Here is a 19,411-nt window from a genome sequence, read left to right as displayed (position 1 = left end):
CGCCGGTCAACCGCCGACGGCGTCGATCTCCGGACGTAATTCCCTCAAGCGGCGACCTCCGTTTCGAACTTCACGGCCTCGCTTAAGGGAACGCGACCTTCGTAAAGAGCACGACCGATGATACACCCGGCAACGCCGGCCTCCGCCAAGCGGCGGATGTCATCGAGACGGGATATCCCGCCCGATGCGATCACCGGCACTTTGACCGCCCGCTGAAGGGCGGCGGTTGCGTCCACGTTCGGTCCGCTCAACATGCCGTCTCGGCCGATGTCCGTGTAGACGATGCCGGCAACAGGGTCGTTTTGAAATCGGGCCGCAAAATCCGCCGCTTGCTGTTGGGAGGTTCGCAGCCAGCCGTCCGTAGCCAATCGACCGTCCCGGGCATCGAGACCGAGGACCAGTCTGCCGGGAAACAGTCGTACCATGGATTGAAGCCAGTCGGGATCCTTTATCCCGGCGGTGCCGACGACAAGGCGATCGATTCCCAGGTCCAATAAACTACGAATGGTCGCTTCGTTTCGTACGCCGCCGCCGAGCTGAATCGTGACCGTTACTGCGCCGCGAATTTGACGCACAGCATCGAGATTTCCCGACCGCCCGTCTCTGGCCGCGTCGAGGTCGACCAAATGCAGCCTTCTGGCACCTTGGGCGACCCAACGCAGGGCCATTTCACGAGGATCTTCTCCGAAAACCGTCTCCCGGTCGTAATCGCCCTGCCGAAGGCGTACGCATTTCCCCCCTCGTAGGTCGATCGCAGGCCAGACTTCCACGCCCTCAACCCTCGCCGGTGTCAACACGGGTCAGTAAACCCTGTAATATGACACAGCAAGCACTTTCGTTCAAGATGCCGCTCTAGTTGAGAGGCGTGCGCCGACCGGACGAAGGGCGCTACTCCAACCATCGGCAAGGACCTTGGGGGCGTCGCGGTGGCATGGGAGGGCGGCTCCGAAGGGACGAGGAGTGCACGCGCTTGCCGGCCATGTCCTTGCCGGGCATGTCGCGACTCGTTCAATCACCAAGGGCGACGAAATTCTCCATGACCTTCAATCCCAAGGCCTGGCTCTTCTCCGGGTGAAATTGAACGGCGAACACGTTGTCCTGACGGACCATCGAGCAAAAGCGGATGCCGTACTCCGTGGTACCTGAAATGATCTCGGTATCCCGAGGAACGACGTAGTACGAGTGGACGAAGAAAAAATAAGCCTCATCCGCGATGCCACGAAAAAGGGGATTCGGACACTCCAAGCGAACTTGGTTCCAGCCGATATGCGGAACGGTCAGCTCCTTTGGGAGTTCGAAACGGACGACCTCTCCCCGAAAGAGCCCAAGGCCCTTGCGTTGTCCATTCTCGTAACCTGTTTCAAAAAGGACCTGCAAGCCGAGGCAGATGCCCAGGAAGGGCTTGCCGCTCTCGATGGTCTTTAGAATGGGCTTGACCAGACTGCGCCGTTCCAGCTCCGTCATAGCATCGCCGAAGGCACCGACCCCGGGAAGGATGACCTTGGTTGCCCGGGCGACGACTTCCGGATCGTCCGTGATCATCGCCTCCGCACCGCAGCGTTCCACGGCTTTTTGCACACTGCGCAAATTGCCCATGCCGTAATCGACGATTACAATCATTTCCCGGCTTCCTCCGGAGTACGTCGGCGCCCGCCCGAAACGGCGTTTAAACGCTTGCCTTATTATAGCGCACTTCGATCGTCAAGGCGTTGCAAGCGGAGTTTTAGGAAGACAACGGAGGTGTACCGGCTGACGGCCGGCCGCTGAAAGCTTCAACTTCGATTGATGGTCCAGGCGAGGTTTTATTCCGGCGAGTTTGCGAGAACGATCTTACGACTTGGGTTCCGGCTTTCCGAGCAAAGTTTCAAGTCGGTCGAAGGACTCGCGCTCCAACGGATGCAGGCCATCCCGCGAGAACCCCATGGCATAGGCCTGTTCCAGGGCTTTTTTGGCGGCGGCGTTTTGTTTGAGCGCCAAGAGGGCTTGCGCCTGCCGAAAATAGAGCATGCCCGTGGGTTGGTCGGCGATTGCGTCGTTCACGATACGCAAGGCCTCTTGCGGGTTGTTCCTGGCGATCAAAATGATGGCCTTGGAGTCGAGGATATTGGCGACCGGTCCCGAAACGGCCAAAGCCTGGTCGATGCACTGGAGCGCCCGGTCGAGATTCTTGCCCCCAAGGGCCAGCACCACGGCCAAATTGTTGAGGGCCAAGACGTTGCGCGGATCGCGGCGCAAAACTTCTTCGTAGACGGCGGCGGCTTCATCCACGCGGCCTTGGAGACCGTAAAAGTCGGCGAGTGTGAGCAGAAGGCCCTGCGGCCTTTCAAGCTTTTCGACGGCCTCCAGAAGCGTGGCCTCCAAAGCGGCGGCACGAGATTGGTCATTGTAGACTCGTGATAGCAAGACGGTCGCGGCGGCCGTCATGATGTTGGAGTCGCTTTCGGGCCAATGGCGGCGAAACAGCTCCATCGCTTCGTCGGTTCTATCCCGTCTTGCCAGGAAAGCCGCCAAAAGCAGCGTCGCCTGTGGATATTTCTGGACGAAGTCGCGATAGACCGATTCCACTTCGGCAAGGAAGCGGTCCGCCGATTCTTGCCGTCCCTTGCGGCGAAGCACCTGCGCCAAACCTTCCAAAGCGTCGCCGACAACAGCCCGCCGCAGTTGTAGTAACCTTTCGGAATCGTCGTTGCCCGGCGTTTCCGCCGCCTTGGAGGCGTCGTCGGTTTGCGATGCGGGGACGCCCTCGCCGGTTTGCGAACCGGGGTCGGACGCGGGGACGCCGGCCGTCTCGGCGGACGCCGGAGCCTGTTCGGCATATCCTTTCAAAAGGCTCAAGGCCGCGTTATCCTGCCCCTGCTCGACGAGGAGTCGGGCTCGTAAGGAAACAGTGGAAAACGCGTCCGGCGCGAGGGCTTCCAATCGCTTTTGCCAGACCTCCGCCTCGGAAAAGTCTTCCTGCTGAATCAGGAATGAGACGAATCTTTGAACGTATCGAGGCTCATTGCCGTGGGAAGCCAGCAGCGAGCGCATGTGCCGTGCGGCATGGACCACGTCTCCGTCGGCCATGTAGAGCTGGGCCAAGACGAAACGATCGTCCGGCGTTACTTGGGGGGATTCGGCGACCAATCGCTCCAAGATCTCCCGGGCCTTGTTCCTCTCTCGCCGCAAGGGGTGGGAGCTGAGCAGGAGTGCTTCCGCGCGGGCGTCCTGAATCGTCCCGGCACCCCCGGCCCGATTCTGTTGCATCAGAGAGAGGCCCTTTTGCAGGTTTTCGTACCCACCGCGATTGGCCAGGAGCAGGGCCATGGCGCGGCGTCCCCAAGCTACATCCTCCTGCTTGGCCTGCACTTCGCCCCCGGTCAGACGACTGATTTGCGTGACCGCCGATTCCGTCCGTCCGGTCCGCAAATAGAACTCCGCCACCTGCCGAATGACTTGCGGGTCCGAAGGAGAAGTGGTAAGCGCCTCCTGATAGTAGCGTTCGGCTTCGTCGAGGTTTTGCAGGGTTTCGTAGCACTGACCCAGCGCCAGCGGTGCCAAGCCGCCTTCCAACGCAGCGCGGGTTTCTTGGATGACGGCTTCGGCCTTCTCTTTTTGGCCTGATCGGGCATAGAACTGCATCAAGGCCACCCAGGCCTCAGGAGTCTTGGGAGAGAGTTCCACCGCCTTGCGGAATTCGGCTTCGGCAACGCTCAAATTCCGCTCGACGTCAGGCGATTGGCCGGCGCTTTGCGCGCGATTGGCCAGCACGCTCAAGACGGTGCCGTACCAGGCGTGATCCCGATAGTCCGTACTGTTTTCGGCGGCTCGTCGCGCCATATCGAGCGCGCGATCGTAGTTTTCCAGTTGAAGATTAATGGTGGATGCCAGCCGGTCTACGTCGGCGGAAAGCGGCACTTGGCGTTCTTCCATGGCGCGCACGATGCGGTCCGCCTCCAAGAAGCGTTGCTGTTTGTAGAGCAAGGGGATCACGCGACGAATGGTCGCCAGGTCGCGGTCACCGAGATCGACGGCGCTGAGATAGGCGTTCAGCGCAGCGGCTTCGTCCCCCAATTGTTCGTGAATGATGCCCCGCAGGGATTGCAAACGGGCCCAGTTGGGTCGTTGCGCCGCTGCTTGGTCGAGGTGGCCGAGCGCCGAACGCAATGCCGCTCGATCTTCCCCTCGGGACTTGAGGAACAGGTAGACCGCCCTGCCGTAATTCCAGAGCGGTCCGCGGCCTTCAATCCGTGCGATCTCTTCCAAGACGGGTTCCACGGTTTGATAGTCTTGCGCCCGAATCGCCAGATCAAACAGCATTAAGCGCACCCGCAAGGAATTGGGAGCGAGAGACGAGAGTTCCCGGCAGAATTGCTTGGCCAATTCGATCTGATCGGCTTGAATCGCATAAACCGTGAGCGAGTTGAGCAGACGTTGTCGATCCGCCGCGGGGAGTGATTTGCCTTGAGTGGCGATCTCCGAAAGGCCCGTCTCCAGTTTTTCGGCAGCGGCACCGGAACCGAGGAGAAAGCGAGCCTTGGCCGAAAGCACCGTGGCCGTCAGTCCGAATTTTTGCTCCGCATCCTGAAGCAAACGCTCGGCTTTCGCGGTGTCGCCGGAACGGTAGGCCAGTGCGGTGAGCGTGAGCACCAAGTCCGGGGAATCAGGCTGTTGATCGAGGGCCGCTTGCAACGTCGTTTCCGCCGCGGCATTATCTCCGTCCGCAGCCGCGATTTCGGCTTTCAGCACGGCGGTATCGGCCGAGTTGGCGGTTTGTTTGTCCACGGCATCCAGAATCTGCCGCACTTCCGTCCAATCGCGCTCCGTCCGAGGGCGTGCCAAGTTTTGCAAGACCAAAAGCCTGGCAAAATCAAGCAGACCGGCGCTGTTCAATTGATTCATTTGCACCAAGGTGCGGTATTCAGCCACTGCCTCGTCGACTCGTCCCAGCTCCGTAAACGCGGCCGCTCGGCCCAAGCGGGCTTGCGGCCAAAGCGGATCCTGGTTGACGGCTTTGGCGTAAGCCGCAAAGCTTTGGTCCAAATTGCCCATTTGGCCGTAACACACGCCCAGCCAAAAATCGACGTGCTTGAGGAGGTCCGGCTGGTCGATCAGGCCGGTCCGAGCCTGCTCCAACGTTTGAACGGCTTCGTACCACTGCCCCTGTTGTGCCAGCAATTTGCCGCGTAAGTATCGCACGCGAGGCGGATCGTAAGCGTTCTTGGTCAAAGCCTCCACGCGGACCGCTGCGGAGTCTGCTCGACCGAGATCCAGCTCCAGGCTTGCAAGCGTCCACAGCAACCGGTCGCGGTCGCGCGGCTTGACTTTGGAAATACCCTCCTCCAGCGTCTTGATGGCCGCGTCCACGCCTTCCGATCGCAAATTCGCGTTGGAAAGAAGGGCGTAGGCGTCGGCATTCTCGGCATCGGCGCGCAGCACACGCCCCGCCCACTCTTTGCATTCGTCGGGTTTGTCCATTCGAAGGGCGGTGTCCGCCGCCAGGAGCAACACTTGGACGTCTTGCGGCGATTGTTCGGCCGATTGAGCGGCCAATTCATAGGATTTGGCGTAGTCCTTCAATTCGTAGAAATACGCGGCGGCGGCGTATTTTGCGGTTGCCGAGTCGGGCACGGCCTTCAGCAGACGGTCGATCCAGGCGTCGCCTTCCTCGGGACGCTTGAGGTCATAGCGCGTTATGGCCGCTGCCTGGAGATAGGCGTCTTCCAAGGTAGCGTCTTTTTCGATCGCCTGTTGAAGTAGGGATAGTGCTCGCTCCGGCTGCCGCAATCCCCGCAGACAACGCCCCAACTTAGCCAACAGGTCGGCATCCTCGGGAAACTCCTTTAAGAGGTATTGTTCGAGGTGCTCTTGCGCGTCACGAAACCTGCCCATTCGCAGCAAGACATCGACCAGCAGTCGCCGGGAGTCGCTCCGCGACGGATCACGGCGGAGGACGCTTTCCAGCCGGAAAAAGGCCGCGCCATAGGCCTTCGCATCGACGAGTAACGCTCCCAGACGGGCCGCCGCCTCTGTGTCCGTCGGCACGAACTCCACGTACCACTGCAAGTTGCGGATGGCGTCCGGTACCTTGCCCTCAGCCTGGGCCTGCAGCGCGCGATCGTAAAAGAAGCGGGCATTGCGCCGGACTTGAAACCTCTGTACGAAATAGACGGCGATGCCCAAGAGGAGGAGCGAAACCGTGAAGATAACGACGAATCGCCGGTTGACGGTTCTCATGCATTACCCCATTGAATTTCCGATTTGATTTTGCGCCCCGCGGTCGGCGAAAGCCGCCCGCAAACCTGCCAAAGATTCGTGAAGTGTCGGCTGAGGTGAGTAAGACACCGACTCCGTTCCGCCGGAAAGGATTGCCCCAAGGTATAACGTGATATTTGCGGTTCCCGCTGTGTGCCCGATAGTCGGAGCTCAACAACAGGACTCATCAGCACGATGTGACGGACCTGCCGGACCTGTTTTCTTTGTCCAAACTCCAGCTCTCGCAGTTCAAGTGCGTTTCGATTCTCGTTGGAGTGCTGGGTCTTAGACCGGAGTTCCGCGCCCGGTCCTGAATCTGAATCGATTTCCTCAATTTTAGCTCGCCGGCCCCGGATTCCCAAACGCAGCCACCTTGATTGATTGCCGCACTGCTTCCGGAGAGGGGGCCGTCCGCGGACGCTGCCTAGTGGTTTTGTTTTCCGGTTCCCGAAATGCCATCCCGCGAAAGCATGGGAAGAATGAGCTTCAAGAAGGCGTCTTGGAGCTTGGGCGACGCCGCTGCGACGTAGGGCACCCGCTCATTTCGGAGGTTCAGCGGCTTGCCGTCCGGAGCCTCGATAACGCCGCCCGCCTCCCGAACGAGCAGGGCGCCGGCGGCCACATCCCAGGGCTTGGTGGTGAACGCCCAGGCCAAGTCGTGTCGTCCTGCGGCCAAGTACGCCAAATTCAGTGCCGCCGAACCCGTTCTGCGTACCGATTGGCAGTGCTCGGCAGAGGCGGTCATGATGGCGATGTCAACCGATTCTCGGGATACGCGCGCCGGCAGCCCGATGGAAACCAGGGCATCGGGCAATGCTTGACATTGGCTGGCCCGGATGGGGCGGCCGTTGAGGAATGCCCCTCCCCCGGCCGTCGCCCAGAACAACTCTCCCAGCGAAGGATCCAAGATCACTCCCACCGCCAATGCGCCGTCGATTTCAAGAGCCAACGATACCGAGAAAAAAGGGATTTGATGGACGTAATTGGTGGTACCGTCGAGCGGATCAAGTATCCACACATGGGATGCCGACGGAGGTCGCGCCGCCAGTGCCCCCTCCTCGCAAAGAAAACGGTGATTTGGAAATTGATCTGACAACCGACCGACGACGGCCTCTTGGCAGGCCAAGTCGGCTTCGGTCACAAAATCGGCGAAACCCTTTTCACGGACGACGGCGGTTCCCAATTTTTCGAGGAGGATTTCTCCACCTCGCCACGCGGCTTCCTTGGCGGCCTCCAAGAATTCGCCCAACTCAGCATCCATAACGCGGTCTTTCGTCTGATTTAAGAGTAGAAAGCGGCGGCCGTCTCCCCAAGACACGGGGGCGAGGGGAAACCTTGCTTCGCCGCGAATTTTAACGTCTCGGATCTTGGATTATATCACGGGACCGATGGGCGGCCGTAGCCGGCGGGCATCCTTGCGGCGATGGAAACGTCCACCGGCTGCATCCGGGCGTGGGCCGTGACTAACCGCGAAAACACGTGGCCGGCGAGTTCCGTGAGCATTCAACCTTGATGAGGAGGGCGTAATCGCACGCCGGCATCCTCATGCGCGCGGCGAACTTAAGACCCGACAGGTCTCTCTCAGCGAGTTCGGTTCGTCGAACGTCGGGAATCGACCGGCCGCGGCCGTGGCGAATCATCGTCGACGGTCTCCGGGGTATGCGGGGAAGGCATGGGCGCTTGAATCTCGGCCCGCCAGGCCTTCAACAGCGCGAGAAGCTCTGCGGTTTTTTGGGGGTGTTGCTCCGCCAGGTTGTCTTTTTCCCCGATGTCGTTTCGCAGATCGTACAGCTCGACGCGCCCGTCTTCAAGAAACTGAAGGAGCTTCCAGTCGCCCTTCCGCACGACACTCACCGGAGTGGTCCGCCAAGTCCCTTTGCCGGCGCCGAGGTAGCCCGGAAAATGCCAGAAGATCGCACGCTCCTTGAGGGCATCCCCACTTTGGCCCTGGAGAATACCCGCGTAGCTGATACCGTCCAAAGGATAGGCATCAGGCGGGGTGCCGCCGGCCAGATCGAGTAGTGTGGGAAACAGATCGACGCTGCAAATCGGTACGTCGCACTCTTTGCCATTGGGAACGGTCCCAGGTTGCCAAAAAATGTACGGCACGCGGATTCCGCCTTCGTACAACATCCCCTTTCCGCCTCTGAGCGGTGCGTTGTCCGTGATGTCTTTGCCGCCTAGTCCCTCGCGAGCATAGCCGCCGACCCCGCCGTTGTCGCTGGTGAACACGACCAATGTATTTTCGGCGAGTTTGAGTTCATGAAGGGTCTTCAGGACTCGCCCCACGCTCTCATCCAGGCTGGCGATCATGGCCGCGTAAACCGGGTCGTGGTGCCCGCCTGCCGCGGGAAGTTCCCGGAATTCTTGAATCAACTCGGTCTTGGCCTCCCATGGTGAATGCACGGCGAAGTGATGGAGGCACAGGAAAAACGGTTCATTTCGGTGGCGATGAATGAAGTCCACGGCTTTGTCAGTGAGGAAGTCAGCCAGATACGCGCCTTCCGGATATTCCGATTTCGGAATGGTGTTGAAATTGAAATGCTTTCCCTGGCTGACGACGGATTCGTCGAAGCCTCTCGCGAGCGGGTGATGGTCGGCGTCGTCGCCCAAGTGCCACTTGCCGAACAGCCCGGTAACATAGCCGCAAGATTGCATGGCTTGGCCCAAGGTCACCTTATTCGTCGGGAGTTTCTCCACGTTGTCCACGGGCCGCAAGGATCGCGACCGCCAGGGAAATCGCTCGATGCTGCCGACGGTATAGACACCGGTGCGCGGCCCGTATTGTCCGGACATCATGGCCGCCCGGGTAGGCTGGCAGTTCGGACCACAGGTATAGCCGTTGGTAAAACGCATGCCCTCGGCGGCCATCCGGTCGATGTGAGGCGTTCGATAGTAGCGACTGCCGTAGCAGCCCAGATCCGTGTAACCCAGGTCGTCCGCCAAGATCAAGATCACGTTCGGTTTTGCGTCCGGCTCCGCGGCGAAGCAGAACTTGGAAGTCGGAACGATTGTTGGACAAGCCGCAATTATCGTTGCGAGAGCGAGTAATAGTGCGCGTGTGTCCGACAGCAAAAGCATGAAATACGTCCCCCTATAGATTTTGCCTTGGCGAGTCGCCGTCAAACACCCGAGCATCGCCGGGATCAGGGGCGCAGTTCCACCGTGACCGATTCGATCCGCCCGGAAAACGCATTATCGGCGTTGTAATCGCCCACCAGGCCGCCGTCATCGAGTCCCACCGTCAAACCGTCCGCCGGCATCGCACCTAACGGATCGATACCCTTCTCCTCCGCCACGACCGTTCCGTTCCATCGCAAGGTGACGTGACCGTCGCGAGTCCAGTCGACGGAAATCTCGTTCACGTCGGCCTGTGCCATGTCGGGTGTACCTGGTATCGGTGCCACCACCATCAGTTTGCCGCCCTTGCGAACGGCAAAGCGCGGGCCGTCGTCCTTCAGCAACACCGCGTAACCATGAGAGCTGCCGCCTTGAGCCACGACGACACCTTGTCCCATTCGCGAAATTCGAGCGTTGATGTGAATTCCGGTTCCGACGACGTTGGGGGCCGCGGACCGGGGGAGCGAGTCCCCATGCCGCAAAGAGAACACCCTCTGCTGCGAAGGACGTTCGGAATTGGCACGCCATGCACCTAGCGGCAAGACGCTTGCGCGTTCGGCCCAGGCATCCCATGCGGCGGCTAATTGGGCCACGATTTGCCGTTCCTCGGCAGCCAAGTCGTGCATTTCGGTACGATCGACCTCCATATCGTACAGCTCCCAAGGTCGGTTTTCCTTGGCCACGAGTTTCCATTTGCCATCCCGGATCGCGCGATTGCCTTCGTGCTCAAAGAAAATCGGCTTCATCCGGTTGATGGGTCGGCCCTTGAAGAGGGGAACGAGGCTCACGCCTTCCATGGGGATGATCTTGCGGCCTTGAAATTCGCCGGGGTATTGTACCCCGGCCAAATCCACGCAGGTGGCCATGAGGTCGATCAAATGACCCGGCTGATGCTCCAAATCGCCACGGCGAGTTAGCCCCGCCGGCCAGTGAACAATCAACGGAGTGGAGATCCCACCCTCATGTACGAAGTGTTTGTATTCGCGGAAGGGCGTGTTCGAAACGTTCGCCCAATTGATGCCGTACGAAATATAGGTGTCTTCCGGCCCAGGCATGATGAAGGGGCCCGTCAATGTGGGAACGCCGCGCCGGTTCTGGGAAGGTCTGACATCGTTGCGAACCGCATCCAACGGGATCGTCGGCAGCGAGGGTTCCACGGGGCGCCGCCATGTCCCGGTTCGGCCGATCGCCTCCTGGCAGGCACCGTTGTCTTGAAGGAAGAACACGATCGTGTTTTCCCATTGACCGGTATCTTGCAAAGCCTCGAGGATTCGTCCAATTCCTTGATCCATGCGGTCAATCTGGGCTGCGTAGACCTCCATGCAGCGGATCTCCCACTCCTTGTGCTCGACCTTATCCCAATCACCGACCTGCGGAGTAAGTTCCCAGTTGGGCGAGATCAGCCCCATTTGCTTCAAACGTTCCAACCTTGCCCGGCGAACCGATTCATAACCCCCATCGTAGCGTCCGCGGTATTTCTCGATATCCTCTTCCAGGGCGTGTAAGGGCCAATGTGCCGCGGTGTAGGCCACGTACATGAAGAACGGACTCTTGCCCGCCGCAGTCACATGTTCCCGGATGAACCGCGCGGCGTGGTCGCTGATCGCATCCGTGTAGTAGTAAAGGGAAGGTGTGTATTCCGAATCGGCAAAGGGGGAGATCATCGTGTTATCGCGGGTCAAGGTTCCGGGATCGAAATAACTCCCGGCGCCCGTGATGGTCCCGTAAAAGCGTTCGAACCCACGTTGTAGCGGCCAATTGTCTTTGGGCCCTTCCGGTTTGGTGGCCTTGGTGACGTGCCACTTACCGACGGCGTAATTGCGATATCCCGCTGTACGGAGAACCTCTGCGATAGTCACCGTCTGTCGATTGAGATCCCCACGATAGCCGTCATAGCCGCGATCCTCCATCATGTGACCCACGCCCGCCTGATGGGGGTAGACACCGGTCAGAAGGCAGGCCCGCGTCGGGCAGCATCGGCCTGTGTTGTAAAACTGGGTAAAACGCAGGCCATTCGCGGCCAAGCGGTCTAGGTTCGGCGTGCTGATTTCGCCGCCGTAGCACCCGATATCGGAAAAACCGACATCGTCCGCGAGCACGATGAGTATGTTCGGCCGGGAGGCCTCAGCGTAAGTGTAGGATGGACGCAGCGCATTCAATAAGAGGGTAAAGGCCAGGATGGCCGGGCAAACAAAAACGCCGCCGACTCTGAAGTAGCGGGCTGGTTCAGGTGTCATCATCAAAATCCTTGTCGGTGGGAGAGGCTCGGGACGGTACGGGAAAACGCTACGCGTTGCGGCGCATCGATCGGCCGACCACCTCGAATGTTTATGGGCTTGTCCACAAGCGACCGATGAGGTCCACAGTTCGGTCTACCAGTATTTGTCCCCCCTCCGGACCGACCAACGTGCTTTGAGGAACGGCGCTGTATCCGCCGCCGCGGATCGCCTCCTCCGTGGGGAGATAGCCGCCGGAGTAGGCCCCTGCCCCGGCTAGTTGAACGACGAAGGTTTGAACGGCCGGACTGCGGGCCTTCATCCTCATTCCGTACTCCGAAAAGAGTTCGAACGGATTGAAGGCCACGGCGACGTCTCCCACCCGCAGAACGTGCAACTCCATCGTAAAGGTGTCCTGGATGCCTGCCTGCTGTCGTTCGTAGCGAAAGACGACCCGTTGGTGCCACAGGAAGTTCCATTGTTCCTCGGGGCGGTCGGCGAATTTTTCCATCTCCGCACGAGCGGCCTCGGCTTCATCCGACGTGATGATTCGATATGGCAGAACCGCTTCCTCGACCGCATGGCGAAACGGCACTTCGGTTCGCACATCGCGCGAGGCCACTTCGTACGCTTCACGAAAGGCTTGGGCGATGCGCCGCCCCAATTCCTCCAAGCGAGTCGTGCCGCGTAACTTATAGAGTCGTTCATCGGCGGCCTTTTCGTACATGGCATGGGGGCTGACATCGCCGGCGGCTCCAATCCAACCGAGGACGACGACCTGATCGCCGAACTCCTTGCGGATCATCGCACGAACGGGATGCCAATAATCGGCGTGGATTACCGACAGGGATTCCATCTCCTGGGCAGGGCACCAAATGTCGATCGCGGCGGCGATCAGGCGGTCATCCGCGTCCCAGAAAAAGAGGACATCCACGGTGTGTTCTTCGCGAGCTTCCAGGCCGCGAAACTGCGGGATCTGCGTACTACCGTACATTTGAGCGGAGCCGTCGACGTACACCGCCCGACGATTCTGTCCGACCGCGGCATGGCCCTGCCCCCAGCCGACTTTGGCAGGACGGCGAGTTCGCCATGCTTCGGCCACCATCTCCGTGATCCGGTCGGAGAGGAACTCCACGTATTCGCGCGGCTGCATGACGCCTTCCGCCGGAATATCGTATTTGCCCTCGCCTGTGACGGGCGCCGTATGGGTGTGCGTGGCCGACATGACGATTCGATCGGGGGCGATTTCGGCCATACGCAACGCGACTTTTTCTCGAACCGCTTTGAGCACGTCGGGATGAATGTGGACCAAGTCGCAAGAGATGAGTACGGCTTGTTCGGGGGCTTGCCCAGCCTCGAGTGCGTCGATAACCACGGCGGCGGCCGTTATCGGCGTCGCCGCTTGTCGGGAAATCCTCAGGTGCCGCTGCCCGTCCAGCGCCACAGGGCGGTCCGGAGTAATGTCGATCCACGCAGCGCCGACGCGAAGCTCAGCGGCGTTTGCGACGGCAACGAAAAAACCCAGACCAACAAACAGAAACGACACAAGGGACCCGCGGCGTGACGACATCGGCTCATTCCCTCTGCTCGAAAGAAAGGCTCCCCTCAGCCGTGCGGATGTTGGACTTGCGACACGTTGGAATTCTAGTCGCGTGGCATTGCACGTGCAATCCGATCACCGGCGTACCAAAGATCGCCGTGCGGCCTTAGCGATACGGCCGTGCGGCCGGCGGCATTCCGAGGGGTACGGAACACACGTTTCTTCCGCTAGTTCAACCGTTCCGCGAGGTGCTCGATTTCCAAGCGGACGAGGCGCTCTCGCAATTCGCGAGGATTCTGGGGGCGTCGGAGGGGATCTCCTGCCAGCATAGAGGCGACGAGGCGAGCAAGCTCTTTTCCGATCCACGGCGCCCAGGTCCTGACGCCGGGGATGCGGATGTCGCGATGCACGGAAAGGAGATCGGCGGGTGACTGAACGCGATACGGACGCCTTCCCGTCAGCAATTGATAGAGTATTACCCCCAGGCTGTAGATGTCGCTGCGGATGTCGGGCCGATGCGCACCTAGGATCCATTCGGGGGCCAAGTAGTTCACGGTCCCCGCCACCCACGGACGACCCCTGCCGTCGTGGTCTTCTCCCGGTCGGCGAGCGAAGCCGAGATCAAGCAGTGTGACATGACCGGCATGGGAGATCATCAGGTTGGAGGGTTTGACGTCGCCGTGCATCCACCCCGCCGACCAGAGCGCCTCCAACGCTTCGGTCGCCTGGCGGATCATCCACAAGGATTCGATCACGGGTTGCGCGACGCCGCTCGCCATTTTCGTATTCAAAGTTTGTCCGGACAAGAACGGCATCACCAAGTAAAAGGGGCGGTCGCTCACATGCTCGGACAAGATGGGGACCACATGACGATGGGATACGGCCCGCCCGACTTGAGCTTCCGTGCGAAACAAGGCGACCGCGACAGGGTCGTTTTCCAGGTGGGGATGCAGGGCTTTGAGGGCGTAGGTTCCGGTGGTAGGAGATGTGCGGGGAGCGGCGCGGTAGACCGTACTCCAATTGCCGACCGCGATAGGCTCGCGCGCAAGCCAATCCCCGAATTCCAAATAGCCCCGGAACCCGGTTTGTTCGGGGCGCGGCGGCAGTCGGTTGGGACGGATAACGTCCGTCTGCAGCACGGCTCGGTCCTTTTCAATGAGAGACTCCGTTTCCTCATATCGGTTCGTCGGTCCCCGGAGTCGGGGCCGCGCGACTCTTTCCCGCGCGATGCTCACGGGCGTTGCGAGACGTACGATCCTTCCTTTCGTCATCCGCCGCGCAACCCCATCGATGGTGGGCGTCGAAGTCTCTCTCCGAATAGGTAGCCGGTGCGGCGTAGCTCATGCAGCGACTTTCTATTCCGGCTGACAGCCTGACGTCGCGACGGGCTCACGTGACGTAGCCGAAAAGGAAAGCGTCCGAGGCCGAGAATGCGGACTGCTGAAAAGAAGCCGGCCCGAGATTCGAAATCTCGAGCCGGCAAGGAATACCGGATGAATACGCCGGTAATACCTACACGACCGGGTATTCCAGATACCGAGCCAGTTGATGGAAGTCGCATTCCGGAGACACAAGCCGCTCCTTCGCGCGGAGCTTGGACATATCGATCAGTTCTTCGAACTTAGGATAGAGAAGGCTGAGATCCCCTCCGACCGACACCATCACTCCGTTCAAACCCTTTTCGGCCAATGCGCGGTAGGCACCCACACCCAATTGGCTGCCCAGAATGATGTCGAAAGCCGTGGGATGATGGCAGCGGACCTCGTAGCCGAATTGCAAGGCGTTGATCTTGAGGGGTTTCTCTCCCCGGTCGGCCAGCGATTGATTGACCAATCGTGCGATCCGGCCCGTGAACTTGATCTGCGACACGGGAAAATGCCCGAAGGAATCCGGTTCGAGAACGGCAAACTCATCCTCCGAAACGCATCGGTGCAATTCCTCCAGGGGGAAATACTCGCCCATCCCCTCGGCCAGCACGACCACACCGTAGGCTTTGCCTTCTTTCTTTCGCGCGATGATCGTATCGGCAATTCTCTGCGCCAGGGCGCGAACGTCGATGACGTCGCGCATCTGAGGCTTTCCGGTATTTTCGTCGATGACTTCCTTGCCGGTCTTAGGGTTGACCGTCACTTCCTTTTTCCACCATTCGGCGGGAATGTCCTCGAGGCCGACGACGAGAGCCGCCTCCCCGGCGATCGCGGCGCCGTAAGCCAGCCAACCCGCTTTTCGCCCCATCACTTGCACGAGATAGTAGGCACCCGCCGCCTTGGCGTCTGCCAGAAGATTGCGTACCTGGGTTGCCAGCATTTCCACGGCCGTGAAATAGCCGAAGGTGAAATCGATGCCTTGATAGTCGTTGTCGATGGTTTTGGGCAGATGGACGACGGCGATGCGCGGCTGATCCGGGGGTAGGCGATCCTGGAACAGCTTGAATTTGGCCGCGGTGGTCAAGGTGTCATCACCGCCGATGGAGATCAAGGCGTCGACTTGGAGGGAACGGAGCGCATTGTAAACCGTCTTCAACGGGGCGGTTTTTTCGGCATCGTCGAGATCCTTCTCGGTCTTCAGCGATTTGCCGGGGTTCGCCCTCGCCGTCCCGATAATAATCCCGGCGCTGCTGCGAACCTGCTCCATATCGTTTCGGCGGAGAATCCGGTAGGCCTGGCCTTCTCGGAGAGGCTCTTGCGGTGTGTATTTCATGAGGTGGGAATAGCCGTGTCGAATGCCCAAGACCTCGATCCCGTTCTGGGAGAAAGCGATGGCCGCGCTTCCGATGACGGCGTTGGCGGCCGGGGCCGGGCCTCCCGAGAAAAGCACGGCTACTCGTTTGATGCTCGTATTCGGTTTTTCCGGTGTTGCGAGTGCGTTAAGCATGACGGCCTCTTCGCGTACGGCTGCTTGTGAAAAACCAATCCCTATCCGAAAGCAAGGGTCGCCCCGAAGGCATGTCCGCAGGGCATTACCACCAAAAGCGTTAATTCTACCGCCGCCGAGCCGAGTTCAGAAGGCACCCGACCGCCTAAGCTTGTGCGGCAAGCCCGTCCGGAACTCGTCCGGAACTCCACGTTCCGGACCACCGCTTGACGGGTGTACGGTCTGCCGACCGCGTACAATGACGGGCCGCGAATGACGCCCTGCTCTTCCCCCGGCGGCCCATGATCCGCTATCAATCCCAAGGCCAGTCCGCTCCGAGGCAATCGCGCTGGGCGTCGGTTATGCACCGCAAGGCATCTTTTGCCAGACGCAAGGTTTTTCTTAAGATATCTTCGTCAAAAGTCGTCCTCTCGCCGGTTGCCTGGACTTCGATGATTCGACCGCTGCCGGTCATGACGATATTGAAATCGACGTCGGCGGCAGCATCTTCCTCGCGGCAGGGATCGAGTAGCAAGGCATCGCCTCGAAGGACGACGCTCACGGACGCCACGCTCTCTCGGATTGGAAACCGTGCGTTCGTCGGCAAACGGCGGAGGGCGGCGATCAAAGCCGCACACGCGCCATTAATGCTCCAAACGCGGGTTCCGCCGTCCGCTTCCAATACGTCGCAATCCACGGTCAACGTGCGCTCACCCAAGGCCGCGAGATCGACGACGGCGCGGAGGCTTCTGCCGATGAGGCGCTGGATTTCCGCCGTTCGTCCGTCCGCGCGAAACCGATCTCTCGGTTTGCGCGGTTGGGTACTCCCCGGCAGCATGTTGTATTCGGCCGTCAGCCAGCCCTTTCCCGCGCCTGCCAACCAAGCCGGGACCTGCTCCTCGATGGAGACCGTGCACAGGATTTTGGTTCGGCCGGCGGAAACCAGGACGCTGCCCGGCACCGCACCGGCAAAGTCTTTTTGCATACGGCAGGGCCGCAACTCGTGGGGTTCACGCCCATCCGACCGAACGACCGCCATGACGGGAACTCCCTATCGACTTCGCCGCTTCCGCCGGCATCAAAAAGGTCGGATCAGCCGCCGTGCGAGCCCAGCAGCCAGGCGAGGACGGCCTTTTGAATATGCATGCGATTCGCGGCCTGTTGGACCACGACGCTCTGCGGCCCGTCGATGACGTCGTCTGTTACCTCCTCGCCGCGTTTGGCGGGCAGGCAATGCATGAAGACGGCGCCTCGTTGCGTGTGCGACATGAGAGCCGCGTTTACCTGATAGGCCGCAAAATCCCGCCGCCGCTGTTCCGCTTCTTGCTCTTGGCCCATGCTCGTCCATACGTCGGTATAAACCGCCAAGGCATCTCGCACGGCCTGAACGGGATCATCGGTGACCTCGAAATCGAATCCCGGGTTCGCCGCCTTCAACCCCGGTAGGAAGTCAGCATCGAATCGATACGCTTCCGGCGTGGCCATGACGAATCGCAGCCCCAACTTGGCACAACCTTCGGCCAAGCTCCGGGCTACGTTATTGGCGTCGCCCACCCAGGCCAGCGTGTGGCCGTTCAACTTGCCCGCCAATTCTCGCATGGTGAACAAATCCGCCAACGCTTGGCATGGGTGTGATTGGTCCGTCAATCCGTTGATGATCGGACAAGTAGCGTATTGGGCCATCTCTTCCAGTACTGCGTGGCGCTTGCCGCGAAAGACGATGGCATCCACGTACGAACTGAGCACTCGTACGAAATCGGCGACCGTCTCCCGTTTTCCGAAGCCTGCGTCGTCGCCCAGGAATATGGAGCTGCCTCCCAAATGGGCCATGGCGGCTTCGAAGCTGACTCGCGTCCGCAGGGAGGGTTTCTCGAAGACCAGTGCCAGGACGCGGTGAGGCAAGAGCGGCTCGCGCACACCCGCCGCGAATTTCGTTTTGAGGTCTTCGCAGATCGAAAAGAGGCGTTCGATTTCCGCCCGGGAAAGATCTTGGAGCGTAAGCAGATGGCGGGGCTTGAAGGGCGTCATCGCGTTTCGGGTCCTTTTCGGTCGCATTCCCAAGGATTCGCATCGCGAGGTCGTGGAGGGCGGTTCGCCGGTCACGCCTCCGCCTGGGATTCGAGGCCGCCTGCCGCGTATTCCTCAATCACCCGGCACAGAATGTCGCAACCCTCGTGCACTTGCTCATCCGTCATGGTCATGGCGGGGAGCAGCCGGAGCACGGTTCCGTGCGTGCAATTGATGAGCAGGCCGCGTCGCAGGCACTCATTGACCACGGGCGTCCCATCCACGACCAATTCCAATCCGATCATCAGGCCGGCTCCTCGGACCTCGCGAATAATCGAGCACCGCCGCGCCAAGTCGCGAAACCGTTCCAGGAAGAGGTTGCCCATTGCCTTGGCCCGGTCGAGCAACGACTGCGTCTCGATCATTTCGATAGCGGCCAGGCCGGCGGCGGCGGCGATGGGATTTCCGCCGAACGTGGAAGCATGCATTCCCGCCCGCAGGGAGGGAGCGATGTCCTTTCGGGCGAGCATGGCGCCTCCCGGCAATCCGCCGCAGAGCGATTTGGCAAGGGTCATGATGTCGGGAACCACGCCGAAATATTGGTAGCCGAACCACTCGCCGGTTCGCCCGCACCCGGTCTGCACCTCGTCGAAAATGAGCAGCAATTGATGTTCGTCCGCCAGTTCGCGCAAGCCCTGGAGGAATCCTTCGGGCGGCAAGACCACACCTCCCTCGCCCTGAATCGGTTCGATCATGATGGCCGCGGTTTCGCCGTCGATGCGCTCCCGCACGGCTTCGAGATCGCCGTAGGGACAGTACGTGAAGCCCGGCAAAAGGGGATGCAGCCCTTCGTGGTACTTGGGTTGTGCTGTGGCGGAAAGCGCTCCCATGGTTCGACCGTGGAATCCGCCCTCGAAGACGATAATCTTGTAGCGTCCCGGCCCTTGATGGAGCCGAGCGAGTTTGATGGCCGCTTCGTTGGCCTCGGTTCCAGAGTTGCAGAAAAAGGCCATGCCGTCGAAGCTGCGCTCGCTCAGCGCCTTGGCCCAAAGACCTTGAACCTCCGTGAACCACGTATTCGGGACATGGATCAACCGCGTCAACTGCTCTTGAACCGCCGCGACCACGGGCGCCGGGCAATGGCCCAGCAGATTGCACCCCCAGCCGGGGAAGAGGTCCAAGTATCGCTTGCCCTCTAGATCCCAAACCTGAGCGCCTTCTCCTCGCACAAGTACTACCGGATATCGCCGGTAGTTTGGGATGACGTACTGCCGGAATATGCCGAAGACATCTTCCGTGGAAAGGTGAGTCGTAGTGGCCATGGTTGCGCGACCGCCGTCTCCTGTTCCTGAATCTTGTCTCTTGCGAGTGTGATCGAGCTCCGAAAGGTCGATCAGGACGAATCTTGGGTTCAACGAATCGGGGCGTCCAGCCGGTGCGG

Annotated in this window: 12 protein-coding genes; all 12 read right to left on the bottom strand. The window is 60.3% G+C overall.

Going from position 1 to position 19,411, the window contains the following annotated elements:
* Positions 1–44 precede the first annotated feature (44 nt).
* Positions 45–770 carry a 1-(5-phosphoribosyl)-5-[(5-phosphoribosylamino)methylideneamino]imidazole-4-carboxamide isomerase gene (hisA, locus tag ACZ5B4_RS06260; protein ID WP_464913575.1) on the bottom strand — a complete coding sequence of 242 codons (726 nt, stop codon included), beginning with the start codon at positions 768–770 and terminating at the stop codon, positions 45–47.
* A gap of 238 nt (positions 771–1,008) precedes the next feature.
* Positions 1,009–1,620, bottom strand: coding sequence for an imidazole glycerol phosphate synthase subunit HisH (gene hisH, locus ACZ5B4_RS06255; protein ID WP_464913574.1), 612 nt, complete (start codon positions 1,618–1,620; stop codon positions 1,009–1,011).
* 210 nt (positions 1,621–1,830) lie between these two features.
* Complete coding sequence (locus ACZ5B4_RS06250; protein ID WP_464913573.1) at positions 1,831–6,216, bottom strand: tetratricopeptide repeat protein; 4,386 nt, start codon at positions 6,214–6,216, stop codon at positions 1,831–1,833.
* A 442-nt stretch (positions 6,217–6,658) separates the two neighbouring features.
* Positions 6,659–7,495, bottom strand: coding sequence for an inositol monophosphatase family protein (locus tag ACZ5B4_RS06245; protein ID WP_464913572.1), 837 nt, complete (start codon positions 7,493–7,495; stop codon positions 6,659–6,661).
* Between the two features lie 320 nt (positions 7,496–7,815).
* Positions 7,816–9,192, bottom strand: coding sequence for a sulfatase (locus ACZ5B4_RS06240; RefSeq protein ID WP_464913571.1), 1,377 nt, complete (start codon positions 9,190–9,192; stop codon positions 7,816–7,818).
* A 188-nt stretch (positions 9,193–9,380) separates the two neighbouring features.
* On the bottom strand, positions 9,381–11,594 hold the full coding sequence (locus tag ACZ5B4_RS06235) for an arylsulfatase (protein ID WP_464913570.1): 2,214 nt from the start codon (positions 11,592–11,594) through the stop codon (positions 9,381–9,383).
* Between the two features lie 88 nt (positions 11,595–11,682).
* Entirely contained in the window at positions 11,683–13,140 is a 1,458-nt protein-coding gene (locus ACZ5B4_RS06230) for a hypothetical protein (protein ID WP_464913569.1), read from the bottom strand.
* Between the two features lie 197 nt (positions 13,141–13,337).
* Complete coding sequence (locus tag ACZ5B4_RS06225; RefSeq protein WP_464913568.1) at positions 13,338–14,249, bottom strand: serine/threonine-protein kinase; 912 nt, start codon at positions 14,247–14,249, stop codon at positions 13,338–13,340.
* 373 nt (positions 14,250–14,622) lie between these two features.
* Positions 14,623–15,984 carry a 6-phosphofructokinase gene (locus ACZ5B4_RS06220; protein ID WP_464913567.1) on the bottom strand — a complete coding sequence of 454 codons (1,362 nt, stop codon included), beginning with the start codon at positions 15,982–15,984 and terminating at the stop codon, positions 14,623–14,625.
* Between the two features lie 292 nt (positions 15,985–16,276).
* The gene (gene rph, locus ACZ5B4_RS06215; RefSeq protein ID WP_464913566.1) at positions 16,277–17,002 is read right to left on the bottom strand and encodes a ribonuclease PH; all 726 of its coding nucleotides are present in this window, start codon (positions 17,000–17,002) and stop codon (positions 16,277–16,279) included.
* A gap of 53 nt (positions 17,003–17,055) precedes the next feature.
* On the bottom strand, positions 17,056–17,991 hold the full coding sequence (gene argF / locus ACZ5B4_RS06210; RefSeq protein ID WP_464913565.1) for an ornithine carbamoyltransferase: 936 nt from the start codon (positions 17,989–17,991) through the stop codon (positions 17,056–17,058).
* Positions 17,992–18,062: 71 nt separating this feature from the next.
* A complete protein-coding gene (locus ACZ5B4_RS06205; RefSeq protein ID WP_464913564.1) occupies positions 18,063–19,292 on the bottom strand; it encodes an aspartate aminotransferase family protein in 1,230 nt (409 codons plus the stop codon).
* Positions 19,293–19,411: the final 119 nt, after the last annotated feature.

The sequence above is a fragment of the Thermogutta hypogea genome, from assembly GCF_055386265.1.
This window is presented reverse-complemented; position numbering and strand designations above follow the sequence as displayed.

What these genes read in the sequence shown, in the direction of transcription:
- ACZ5B4_RS06205 (WP_464913564.1), bottom strand. Translation starts at nt 19,292, where the DNA reads ATGGCCACTACGACTCACCTTTCCACGGAAGATGTCTTCGGCATATTC.
- argF (WP_464913565.1), bottom strand. Translation starts at nt 17,991, where the DNA reads ATGACGCCCTTCAAGCCCCGCCATCTGCTTACGCTCCAAGATCTTTCC.
- ACZ5B4_RS06220 (WP_464913567.1), bottom strand. Translation starts at nt 15,984, where the DNA reads ATGCTTAACGCACTCGCAACACCGGAAAAACCGAATACGAGCATCAAA.
- ACZ5B4_RS06245 (WP_464913572.1), bottom strand. Translation starts at nt 7,495, where the DNA reads ATGGATGCTGAGTTGGGCGAATTCTTGGAGGCCGCCAAGGAAGCCGCG.
- ACZ5B4_RS06250 (WP_464913573.1), bottom strand. Translation starts at nt 6,216, where the DNA reads ATGAGAACCGTCAACCGGCGATTCGTCGTTATCTTCACGGTTTCGCTC.
- rph (WP_464913566.1), bottom strand. Translation starts at nt 17,002, where the DNA reads ATGGCGGTCGTTCGGTCGGATGGGCGTGAACCCCACGAGTTGCGGCCC.
- hisH (WP_464913574.1), bottom strand. Translation starts at nt 1,620, where the DNA reads ATGATTGTAATCGTCGATTACGGCATGGGCAATTTGCGCAGTGTGCAA.
- ACZ5B4_RS06235 (WP_464913570.1), bottom strand. Translation starts at nt 11,594, where the DNA reads ATGATGACACCTGAACCAGCCCGCTACTTCAGAGTCGGCGGCGTTTTT.
- ACZ5B4_RS06230 (WP_464913569.1), bottom strand. Translation starts at nt 13,140, where the DNA reads ATGTCGTCACGCCGCGGGTCCCTTGTGTCGTTTCTGTTTGTTGGTCTG.